The sequence below is a fragment of the Thiohalomonas denitrificans genome (assembly GCF_016841685.1).
Lineage (GTDB): Bacteria > Pseudomonadota > Gammaproteobacteria > Thiohalomonadales > Thiohalomonadaceae > Thiohalomonas > Thiohalomonas denitrificans_A.
Genome location: NZ_JAENYR010000047.1, coordinates 19,877 through 30,718, shown reverse-complemented (window position 1 = coordinate 30,718; position 10,842 = coordinate 19,877). Strand labels below are relative to the sequence as shown.

Here is a 10,842-nt window from a genome sequence, read left to right as displayed (position 1 = left end):
TCCTGCGTCGCTCTACCGCCTACATCCATGTAGGCGTCCTCGTAATGACAGCGGGGGAGTTCATCAGGAGCCCGCGGCTGGCGGTGTATGTTCCGCTTGCCAACGTTGTGGATTCGTCCTTCTACTCTGAACCGGAGTTGCCGTGAACCAGCCAGCCATTTCCCTGCCTGCCGACCCTGCCGAACACCGGGTGGTTATCCTCGGCGCAAGCCCGAAGGCGGATCGGTATTCGAATCGTGCCCAGCACCTGCTGATGGAGGCCGGCTATCAGGTCATACCGGTGCATCCGAAGATCGAGGAGATCGAAGGCGTACCGGTCGTGCATGACTTGCGGGATGTCGAAAAGCCGGTGCACACGCTGACGTTTTACGTCGGTCCACAGCGAACCGTGCCGATGATCGAGGCGATCGCGGCACTGGCCCCCAAACGGGTGATCTTCAATCCGGGGACCGAGTCCGGTCTCCTCGAGGAGCGCCTTGCCCGGCAGGGAGCGGAGTGCATTCGCGGTTGCACCCTGGTAATGCTGCGTACCCATCAGTTCTAATCGCTGCGATGCGCTCTCGCATCGGGCACAGGAAGTCGTCACGTCTGCAATCATCCCAACCCTTACGATCATCCGTTCCGGTTCTTCGACGGGCTTTTCCCTTTTTCCCCGCCTGTGTCATCCTGAAGGTTCTTTTTGTGACCAACGCCGCAAGTTTAGGCATCGCCTAACTTCCTTCGTTGCCTAACTAGGAATAACTTTACTAGTATCAGCATGTTAGGTGGATTTGGAGCAAGCGCAGGAAAAGCGCAAAACGGGGTTGAGTCGAGGGAACTCTAACCAGCAGTCCCGATACAGTGACCTTTATCAAAATACGAACACCAGGAAGAGACTCTCATATGTGGAAGTTCTGTGGGACCGCGATCATATGCGTGTTGTTGGCATACCTGCCCGGTGCCGTGCTGGCCGAGGAGGTATCCAAGGAACAGATCAAGGGCCTCGATGAACAGGTGCAGGAGATCAAGTCCGAGGCACTCGGGATCGCGGCTGCACTGAGCGGGCTCGAAGAGAAGCTGCTGCACCCGTCCAATACCCAGCTCTCCCTGTTCGTGGCGCTCGCCGAAGACGACGACTTTCGGCTCGATGCGGTAGAAGTCCAGCTCGACGGCAAGGTGGTCGCCAACCACCTCTATACCTTTAAAGAGCTGGAGGCGCTGCAGCAGGGCGGCGTGCAGCGCCTCCACACCGGCAATATCAGAACGGGCCAGCATGACCTGCAGGTCACCTTGATTGGCAAGTCACCCGGTGGCGCCGAGTATCGCCATACGGCCGACTTCACGATCGAAAAAGGTATTGGCCCGAAGCTGGTCGAGCTTGTCCTGGCCGGGCCGGGCGCAAACACCAAAAGCATCAGCAAGAAAGACTGGTAGCGCATGTTTAGCCGGATCATGTGCCTGCTTGGGGTCGGTTTTGCCACGTCGTGTTTTGCGGCCGAGGCCCCCTCGGGTGAGTTGAAAGACCTCTTTTTCGGAGAGGCGCTCTACTATGCCCATCAGGGAGATTACTTTGACGCCATAGCGCGCCTGGATGCGGAGCTTTGGCAGCATTACGGCCTCGATGATCCGGAGCTGGACAGCTTTTACTTTCACGTCAATCAGGCCGAATTTTCGGTCGGTGATTTCGAGCTTTCCTACCGTATGCACCGCCGTGCCGGTCGCGCAGTCGAAGCGGTGCTCGAAGGCAATGTCGACGAGGCGGTCCGCAACGAGGCCGCCTACCGGCTCGCCCGCATCTATTTCCAAAAGGATCAGCCGGTCAACGCCCTTCACGCCCTGGAGCGAATTCAGGGCCGGGTCCCCGATCGCATACGGGACGACCTTTCTTTTCTCCGCGCCCAGGTCTACATGGCCACCGGGCGCTTCGCCGAGGCCGCGAAGATCCTGGAGCCGCTGCAGCGTGCCGACGGCTATGCCGGATTTGCCGCCTACAACCGCGGCATCGCCCTGCTTCGGGATAACGAGCAAACAGCGGGCATTCGTGCGCTCGACCAGGCCGGACAAGTGCGCGGGACGCAACGCGGCACCCTGGCGATCAGGGACAAGGCCAATCTGGTGCTTGGCAGCAAGCTGCTTGATGGTGACAGGCCCGAAGAGGCCAAGCAGTTCCTGGAGCGGGTGCGTTTGCAGGGACCGTTCTCGACCAGAGCCTTGCTGGGCTCCGGCTGGGCCGATGCGTCAGCCGAACGCTATGAGCGTGCCCTCGTACCGTGGAGCATTCTCGCGAAAAGGAATGTGACCGACGAGTCGGTGCAAGAGGCCTTGCTGGCCGTGCCGTACGCCTATGGAAAGCTGGGTGTCTACGGCAAGGCGGCGTTGGGATACGGCAGCGCTCTGGAGGCTTTTGGAGGTGAGATCGACAAGCTGGACCGTTCGATCAAAAGCATCCGGGAGGGAAAGTTTCTCGAGGCCCTGACACGCGAGGAGTTGAAGCAGGACAAGAACTGGATGGTGAAGTTGCGCAGCCTGCCGGAAGCACCCGAGACCTACTACCTGATGCAGTTGATGGCCTCTCACGACTTTCAGGCGTCGTTGCAGAACTATCTGGATCTCGAGGCGTTGCGCAAACGCCTCGTGGTGTGGACGGAAGATCTCGATGCCTATGAAGATCTGATCGCCGTGCGGCGCGCCTATTACGAGCCTCTGCTGCCCGATATCGATGCACAGTTCAGGCGTCTCGATTCACGCATGCGGCTTCGGATGGAGCAGCGCGATCGTCTGGATGAACGACTCCAGGCCATGCTCATTTCGCCACGCCCCGGGTTTCTGGCCACCGCTGAAGAGCGTGTGATAACGGAACGCATCTCGATACTCGAAGAACAGCTGAAGAATACCCGGGTCAGCGAAAAAATCCTGCACCGCATCCGGCGTCTCAAGGGCCTTATCCATTGGCGGATTCACACCGAATACGATCAGCGCCTGACCGATGCCCACCAACATCTGCGTCAACTGGACGGGATCGTGGAAGACCTGCGAAACCAATACACCTCGTTCGTGCGCACGCGCCAGGCAGCGACCCAGAGCTATCAGGGACACGAGACGGCTATTCGTCAGCAGAGGAGACGGGTGCGGGACGTCCGGGAGCCGGTTAAAAACCTGATGGCCAGGCAGGGACACATGCTCGAGACCATGGCGGTGAACGAGCTCGAACGACGCCGCACGCGTCTCGAGGAATTCCAGATCAAGGCACGATTCGCCATGGCGGACAGCTACGACCGTGCCACCAAGGCCCAGGCGGACAGAGAGGCCAAAGCGCTGGCCGAGGCTGCAAAGGCAAAAGCGTCGAGTGAGGCGGAAGAACGGTCCACGGGCGAGGCTGAGGCTCCGAGCGAGCCGCCTGGAGAGAGCGCCGCGCAATGAAGCCGCTTCACCTCCTCGTGCTCTGTGTACCTGCGCTCGCCTCGTGCGCCATGTCGAACGGCGGGGGCACGCTGGCGCAGCTGCGCGACGTGGAGATCGAGATCAAAGAAGAAACGATTGAGGGCGGCCTGGAAAAGGCAATGGCGAGTTATCAGCACTTCCTTGAAGAAACCCCGGAGTCGGGCATGACGCCGGAAGCGATTCGTCGTCTGGCCGATCTCAAGGTGGAGCGGGAATATGGCTATGTTCAGGGGTCTTCGGATATGGAAGCACCTGCACGTGAGAATGTAGCGGCTGCGCAGCAGGCATCCGAAGTTGCCGATGCGGGTCGTAAAGCATCCCGTGCCGATGCCACTCCGGCGACGCAGGAATCCGAGCGGGAGTTCGAGGAACGGGCGACCGCGACCGGTCCGATCGCTTCTTCGGCCACGACGTCCGAAGCAGAATTGCCGGACGGGATGGACGATGATCTGGAGAGAGCCGGCGCTCTCGAGGCCATAGAGCTCTATAAGCAGCTCCTCGCCAAATACCCGCTCTACCAGCGAAACGACCAAGTGCTCTACCAGATGTCGCGGGCCTATGAAGAGCTGGGCAGGGTCGAGGACGCCATGGAGGTGATGAATCGCATCGTCAAGGAGTACCCACGATCGCGGTACATGGATGAGGTACAGTTCAGAAGAGCCGAGTACTTCTTCACCCGAAGCCGTTTCCTCGACGCAGAAGATGCCTATCAGGCCATTGTCGGCATCGGGGTGAGCTCTTCGTACTACGAGCTGGCCCTGCACAAGCTCGGCTGGGTATTCTATAAGCAGGACCTCTATGAAGCGGCGCTGCACAAGTTCATCGCCGGTCTCGATTACAAGGTATCGGTGGGTTACGACTTCGAGCAGACCGAGAATAAAACCGAAAAGAAACGCATTGACGACACCTTTCGGGTGATCAGCCTGAGTTTCTCGAACCTGGGCGGCCCCGACATGGTAACGGACTACTTCGCGAGGTTCGGGGAGCGATCCTACGAAGACGGGGTCTATAGCCACCTTGGCGAGTACTACCTGGCCAAGCGCCGATACAGCGATGCCGCTTCTGCCTATAAGGCCTTTGTCGAGCTGAACCCGCTGCACAGGAAATCGCCCCATTTTCACATGCGGGTGACGGAAATCTATAAAGAGGGTGGATTCCCGAAACTGGTGGTGGAAGCCAAAAAGGAGTTCGCCCGGGTCTATGGCCTTAACGCCGAATACTGGCAGCATTACAAGCTGGCCAACCAGCCAAAGGTGGTGGGGTACCTCAAGACCAATCTCAAGGACCTGGCGAACCACTACCATGCGCTCTATCAGGACAAGCGTTTCGCCAAGGAAAAGCCGGCCAACTATAGTGAAGCGCTGCTCTGGTACCGCGAGTTCCTGAGCTCCTTCCCGAAAGATGAGGAGTCACCCGCCATCAACTACCAGCTGGCGGACCTGCTGCTCGAAAACGAGTCCTATGGCGACGCCGCCAGGGAGTATGAACGGACCGCTTACGACTATCCGGAACACGAAAAGGCTTCGGAAGCCGGCTATGCGGCGGTGTACGCCTATCGCCAGCACCTCAAGGCGGTCCCGCAGGCACAGCGCGGGCGGGTAAAGCGGGATGCGGTGCGCAGCTCCCTGAGGTTTGTCGATATCTTCCCCCGGCATGAAAAGGCATCGGTTGTTCTGGGTGCGGCGGCGGACGATCTCTATGAGATGAAGGATTTCGAAGGTGCCGTTGCCGCAGGGCGCAAACTCATCGCCGATTATCCACAGGCGGATCAGCCGGTCCTGCGGTCGGCCTGGATCGCCGTTGCCCATGCGTCGTTCGACCTGAACCACTACGTCGATGCCGAGGAAGCCTACACCGCTGTTCTGCGACTGACGAAAGGGGAGGACAAGTCACATTCGGGCTTTGTCGATAATCTTGCGGCGTCTATCTATAAACAGGGCGAACAGGCCAATACTCTTGAAGAGTATCGAACCGCCGCCAATCATTTCCTGAGGATTGCGGTTGCGGCACCCACCTCCAAAATTCGTCCTACCGCCGAGTACGAGGCCTCGGTCGCACTCATTACGCTGGAAGACTGGACGGCTGCCGGTGACGTACTGGTCGACTTCAGAAAGCGGTATCCCGAACATGAACTGCAGCCGGAGGTCACCAACAAACTCGCTTACGTCTACAAGGAAGGGGGCCAGTTGTCGCTGGCGGCAGCGGAGTATGAGCGGGTCGAGACGGAGTCCGATGATGAGGAGGTGCGCCGCGGCGCCTTGATGATGGCAGCAGAGCTGTACGAAGAAGCCGGCGATATGGGCCGTACTCTGCAGGTCTACCAACGCTATGTCGAGTACTTCCCCCGGCCGGTCGAGTTGGCACTGGAGACCCGGTTCAAGATCGCGACAATCCATAAGGATAACTCGGACAACGATCGGTACCTGGCTGAGCTGGAAACCATCGTTGAAACCGATGCCGCAGCGGGCGAACAGCGTACGGACCGGACACGTTATCTGGCCGCAACTTCGGCTCTGGTGCTGGCGGAACCCCTCTATTCGCGGTTTTCCGAGATCAAGATCACCCAACCGATCGAGAAGAATCTGAAGGCCAAGCAAGAGGCGATGAAAGCGGCAAGAGATCGCTTTGCCGGGCTGATCGAATACCAAGTGGGCGAAACCACCGCGGCCGCCACCTTCTACATGGCTGAAATTTACTACGACTTCGCACGGGCACTTATCGAATCGGAACGACCGGAAAAGCTCAGTGCACTGGAGCGGGAGCAGTATGAACTGGCAATCGAGGATCAGGCCTATCCGTTCGAAGACAAGGCCATATCGGTGCATGAAAAAAATATCGAGCTGATGTCGATCGGGATTTATAACCAATGGATCGACAAGAGCATCCAGAAGCTCGCAACACTCGTGCCGGTCCGCTACGCGAAGTTCGAAGAAACGACAGGCTTCATGCAGCAGTTGGCAGCTTTCAGCTACGCCGTGCCCCGGGATGCGCCCGAGGCCGGGGAAACGGCACAGGCGGCGGAAGAGGCACCGGTCGATGCTCAGGAAGAGGGTGACTCCTGATGCGTGAATTTTGGGCAGCGAAGATGACAAAACGGGACTGTGCAGTGTCAGCCCGGCAGGCGATGGCGCGCCACAGCCCCGGCGCGACACGGCCGGCGACGATGGTCCTCCTTTTTCTTTGCAGTGCCCTTGTCGCCGGCTGCGCCAGTGTGGCTCCCGAGCAGACCGCCGAACACGAGGAGCCGGGCGAAGTCGGCGAAATGATCACGGTTAAAGACCACGCGTCCATCGGCTCGGGTGCACGTGCCGATTTCAAGGCGGCGATGGCGTTTCTGAAGGCCGATCAATACGAAAAGGGCATACCTCTTCTGGAGAGCGTGGTCGAGCGTGCGCCTGAGGCGATCGCGCCCAATGTCAATCTGGCAATCGCGTATGCCAGAGTAGACAAGCCGGAGTTGGCTGAAAAACGGCTGCAGCACGCGCTGGAGGTCAACCCGATACATCCGGTTGCAAACAACGAGTATGGGATGCTCCTTCGCAGGGAGGGACGTTTCCCGGAAGCGAAGGGGTTCTATCGGAAAGCGCTGCAAGCCTATCCGGATTTCCAGCCCGCGCGAAAAAATCTGGGCATTCTATGCGACCTCTACATGAACGACCCGGAGTGCGCCCTCGAGAACTATGAAGCGTATGCCGAGGCGGTGCCGGGAGACGAGGATGTACAGCTCTGGATTGTGGACCTGCAGAGGCGAGTGGGGAACTAGTATGCGTGTCCGTATGGCATTCCTGGTGATGTGTCTGGTCCTGCCGCCGTTTGCGGCGGCGGAGGATGAGCCGAAAGAGTTGTCCGGGATCTCTGTTGTCGGTAATGATGAGGCGCCAAAGTCGCTTTACATCGTGCCGTGGAAGAGTTCGGAGATTGGCGTGGAGTCCGGTCTGTCCTCGAACCTGATGGATGACGGCATGGGCCCGGTGGACAAGGAGGTCTTCATGCGGCAACTGGATTTCTATGAAATAAGCAGTCAAGACTGACTGCGTACTCCAAAAAACACGAGGTGTATTGCAATGATGAGGACGAGGAAATGGGGTTGATCGAGACACTTGTAGAGTTCATCCAGGACGGGGGTAAGTTTATGTTCCCGATTCTGTTTGTAGGCGCTATCGGTGTGGGCATCGCCATCGAGCGTTATATCACGCTGACCCTGGTGAGGGGTACGAACCGGAGCATGTGGAAGCGTCTCGAGCCCGTGATTTCGGAGGGCGACTTCGAAACCGCGCGTGAGATGACCAGCAATAACAAGTCCACGGTCAGCCAGATGCTTGGACTCGGGCTTGCGCGCCAGGGCGCCGTGCGTCGTCGTGAGGATATCGAAATAGCGATGGAGGAGGGAATGATGGAGATCATTCCACAGCTCGAAAAGCGTACGAGCTACGTCGCCCTATTCGCCAACATCGCGACCCTGCTGGGCCTCCTGGGAACCATCATGGGCTTGATTGAGGCCTTTAATGCGGTGGCGAACGCCAACCCTGCGGAAAAGGCCGATCTGCTCTCGGCAAGTATTTCGGTAGCCATGAACACCACGGCATTCGGCCTGATGGTGGCGATACCGCTTCTGGTTATTCACGCCTATCTCAATTCCCGCACCGGCGAAATTGTCGATAGCCTGGAGATGGCGTCGGTTAAAACGCTCAATGCCATCTCGGGAACGGCTCGCCGCAAGAGTCAGGTGAACCCCGATGCGGTGAATGCGGATCCGATTCCGGCAACGGCAGGCTGACAATGGGCCGAAGACACCATTACAGGCGAAAAAAAGAGACGCCCGAGCTGGATGTCACCACCTTTCTGAACCTGATGGTGGTGCTGATTCCCTTTCTTCTGGTGACGGCGGTGTTCTCGCGTATCACCATTCAGGAATTGAACATGCCGGAGTCCGCCGGCGGCGGTGAGGTCGATAAACCATTGGTCACGATTGAGGTGATTGTGAGGGAAAAGGCCATCGAAATCGGTGACGGCAAGAGCATCACCCTTTCGATCCCCAAGGTCGACGGTGCCTACGATATCGAGAAGCTTTCAGAATTTCTCATGAAGCTGAAGGCGCAGTACGAAGACAAGGAGGATGCTGTCGTACTGGTCGAACCCGATATTGCCTATGAGGACATGATTCTTGTGATGGACGCAGTCAAGGTCGCCGAAATCAGGGAGGAGGGCGAGAAAGAGGAAGAGGTACAAAAGCTGGTCCTCTTTCCCGAGATTTCGATAGGGGATGCGCCATGAAGAATACCCGGCGAATGAAACGGATGGCGCGGGCGAAGAATCGCGGCAAAGGTAGTGCGCTCAATCTGACCTCGTTGATGGATGTGTTCACCATCCTGGTTTTTTTTCTTTTGGTGAATCAGTCGTCGACCGAAGTGCTCGAGCCGCCAAAGGAAATCGCCCTTCCCGATTCGGTCGTGGAGTCGAAGCCGCGCCAGACGATCATCATGCTGGTGAGCGCCGACGTGGTGCGGGTGCAGGGTGAGCCGGTGATCACGACAGCCGAGGTGATGGAAGCCGAGGGAAATAGCATCGAGTCGATCAGGGAGAGGCTGAAAAGCCTTCGGGAGAACACGATCGGCATCAATACAGCGGCCGTGGCGGAGAGCAAGGAGGTGACCATCCTTGCGGATAAGGCCATTCCTTTCAAGATTTTGAGGAAGCTGATGTCGACCTGCACAAGCGCCGGGTACAGCAGAATATCGCTGGCAGTGAATCAAAAGTCATCGCAAAGTTAGTAAATCGCGTGAATACAGCCATCTCACAAGAACAACAAGCCCTCCATGCGCTGATCGCCGAGGCGGAGACGAACCTTTCCGCCCTGCAGGAACGGCTGCGCGCTGTGGAGACCGAACTCGAAAGCGTCGCCCCTGAAAAAGAGCAATACCAATTGCTCGCGAGTATCTGCGACTCTTTGGACCGATTGCACGAGTTGGAGGCCGACGCTCTTTTCTGGGGAGACACCCCGTCCGTCGGCAATGAGCAACTGGAGCGCGTCCGGCGGAGTATCGCCCAATTCAGCAACAGTATCGAAGGCCACGAGCGAAGCCGAAAACAGTTGGAGCAGGGCATCCATGAGCAATCGTGGGAGCTCGAAGCGCTGAACGAGGAGCTTGCGGAGCAGAAGGAGAAGGAGCGGCTCCGACTGGACGAGTTCGTGATCGAACGGGAGATGAGTGAACTTCCCTATCGCCCGACCGCCATGCCCTGGTCGAAGCAGGGCGAAGATGAGCGACGCTTCCGAAAGGTCCTCCTGCTGACGCTGCTTTTCAGCACCCTGTTCGGCTACACAGCGCATTACTGGACGCTCCCGATGCCGGACCCGGAAAAACCCGTCGAGATACCCGAGCGTTTGGCCAAGCTGGTTAAAAAGTCCGAACCACCGCCTCCGCCTCCGAAAAAGGAAGAGGAAAAGAAACCGGAGACCGAGAAGGAGAAGGCAGAGAAGAAGAAGCCCAAACCCACGCCGGCCGAAAAGCAGAAAGCACGCAAGACGGCGGAGAGCTCCGGTGTACTGGCCTTCAAGAACAGCTTTGCGGATCTGATCGACAATGCACCCGATGCCAAGCTGGGCGCCGACGCCCGGGTCAACGACGCCGGGAAGAAGGCCAAGGGCGGCCAGACCCAGCGCTCCATCATCACCTCGTCAGCCAAAACCGGCAGCGGTGGGATCAATACCGCAGCGCTTAGTCGCGATGTAGGCGGCGGCGGTGGAAAAGGTGTTACCGGGGTGGCCTTTTCGCGGGTCGACAGCGCCATCGGTACCGACATGAAGAGTGGAGCGGATCGTCCGCTCAGCGACGGGCCGGGGCCATCACGTACGGATGAAGAGATCCAGATCGTGTTTGATCGTTACAAGGCGACGCTGTACCGAATCTACAACAAGGAGCTGCGCAAAGATCCCACTCTGCAGGGCAAACTGGTACTGCGGATTACCATCGAACCGGATGGTCGAGTCTCCGCAGTGAAGGCCGAGTCGAGTGATTTGGGCTCCAAGGAACTCGTGGCACAGATTGTCGGGCGAGTTGACCGGTTCAACTTCGGCCCGAAAGAGGGCGTACCCACGATAACGATTCTGTATCCCATCGACTTCCTGCCGGCGAGCTAAATGGAAGTTTCGGAATCGTGGCAACACGCTCCTTTGGTGACGTACCGAGATACCTATAGGAGCGGCGGAAGCCGCGATTCGGGGTCATCGCGACTCCCGTCGCTCCCACATGCGTGGACACCAATTTGGAGCACGTATTTAGTGGTTGAGGACGAATCGGACAGCATGGATGCGGTCGTCAGAAAAAAACAGGCCGCCAGGATAAAGGTATCCACCCTCCGGGAGAGCGGTTTGCCTCGACAAGACTGCGCTTCCGAAGGGGTCCGCCGGATCAGCGAGCA

The 10,842-nt window shown here is 58.3% G+C and carries 10 protein-coding genes; all 10 read left to right on the top strand.

Annotated elements, in window-relative coordinates; translation table 11 throughout:
• The first annotated feature begins 142 nt into the window (after window positions 1-142).
• The 10 genes from Q7L05_RS11100 (at window position 143) to Q7L05_RS11055 (ending at window position 10,561) form a co-directional block, all read left to right on the top strand.
• Window positions 143-544, top strand: a complete 402-nt coding sequence (locus Q7L05_RS11100; RefSeq protein ID WP_303906233.1) for a CoA-binding protein — start codon at window positions 143-145, stop codon at window positions 542-544.
• A gap of 371 nt (window positions 545-915) precedes the next feature.
• A complete protein-coding gene (locus Q7L05_RS11095; protein WP_303906230.1) occupies window positions 916-1,413 on the top strand; it encodes an AraC family transcriptional regulator in 498 nt (165 codons plus the stop codon).
• Between the two features lie 3 nt (window positions 1,414-1,416).
• Window positions 1,417-3,399 carry a tetratricopeptide repeat protein gene (locus tag Q7L05_RS11090; RefSeq protein WP_303906228.1) on the top strand — a complete coding sequence of 661 codons (1,983 nt, stop codon included), beginning with the start codon at window positions 1,417-1,419 and terminating at the stop codon, window positions 3,397-3,399.
• Window positions 3,396-6,482, top strand: a complete 3,087-nt coding sequence (locus Q7L05_RS11085; RefSeq protein ID WP_303906225.1) for a tetratricopeptide repeat protein — start codon at window positions 3,396-3,398, stop codon at window positions 6,480-6,482. The genes Q7L05_RS11090 and Q7L05_RS11085 overlap by 4 nt, the downstream gene beginning before the upstream one ends.
• Window positions 6,482-7,183, top strand: a complete 702-nt coding sequence (locus Q7L05_RS11080; protein WP_303906221.1) for a tetratricopeptide repeat protein — start codon at window positions 6,482-6,484, stop codon at window positions 7,181-7,183. The genes Q7L05_RS11085 and Q7L05_RS11080 overlap by 1 nt, the downstream gene beginning before the upstream one ends.
• A 1-nt stretch (window position 7,184) precedes the next feature.
• Window positions 7,185-7,451, top strand: coding sequence for a hypothetical protein (locus tag Q7L05_RS11075; RefSeq protein ID WP_303906218.1), 267 nt, complete (start codon window positions 7,185-7,187; stop codon window positions 7,449-7,451).
• Between the two features lie 50 nt (window positions 7,452-7,501).
• Complete coding sequence (locus Q7L05_RS11070) at window positions 7,502-8,197, top strand: MotA/TolQ/ExbB proton channel family protein (RefSeq protein WP_303906215.1); 696 nt, start codon at window positions 7,502-7,504, stop codon at window positions 8,195-8,197.
• 2 nt (window positions 8,198-8,199) lie between these two features.
• The gene (locus tag Q7L05_RS11065) at window positions 8,200-8,694 is read left to right on the top strand and encodes an ExbD/TolR family protein (protein WP_303906212.1); all 495 of its coding nucleotides are present in this window, start codon (window positions 8,200-8,202) and stop codon (window positions 8,692-8,694) included.
• Window positions 8,691-9,191, top strand: coding sequence for an ExbD/TolR family protein (locus Q7L05_RS11060; RefSeq protein WP_303906209.1), 501 nt, complete (start codon window positions 8,691-8,693; stop codon window positions 9,189-9,191). The genes Q7L05_RS11065 and Q7L05_RS11060 overlap by 4 nt, the downstream gene beginning before the upstream one ends.
• 8 nt (window positions 9,192-9,199) lie before the next feature.
• Window positions 9,200-10,561 carry an AgmX/PglI C-terminal domain-containing protein gene (locus Q7L05_RS11055; RefSeq protein WP_303906207.1) on the top strand — a complete coding sequence of 454 codons (1,362 nt, stop codon included), beginning with the start codon at window positions 9,200-9,202 and terminating at the stop codon, window positions 10,559-10,561.
• The last annotated feature ends 281 nt before the right edge of the window (window positions 10,562-10,842 follow it).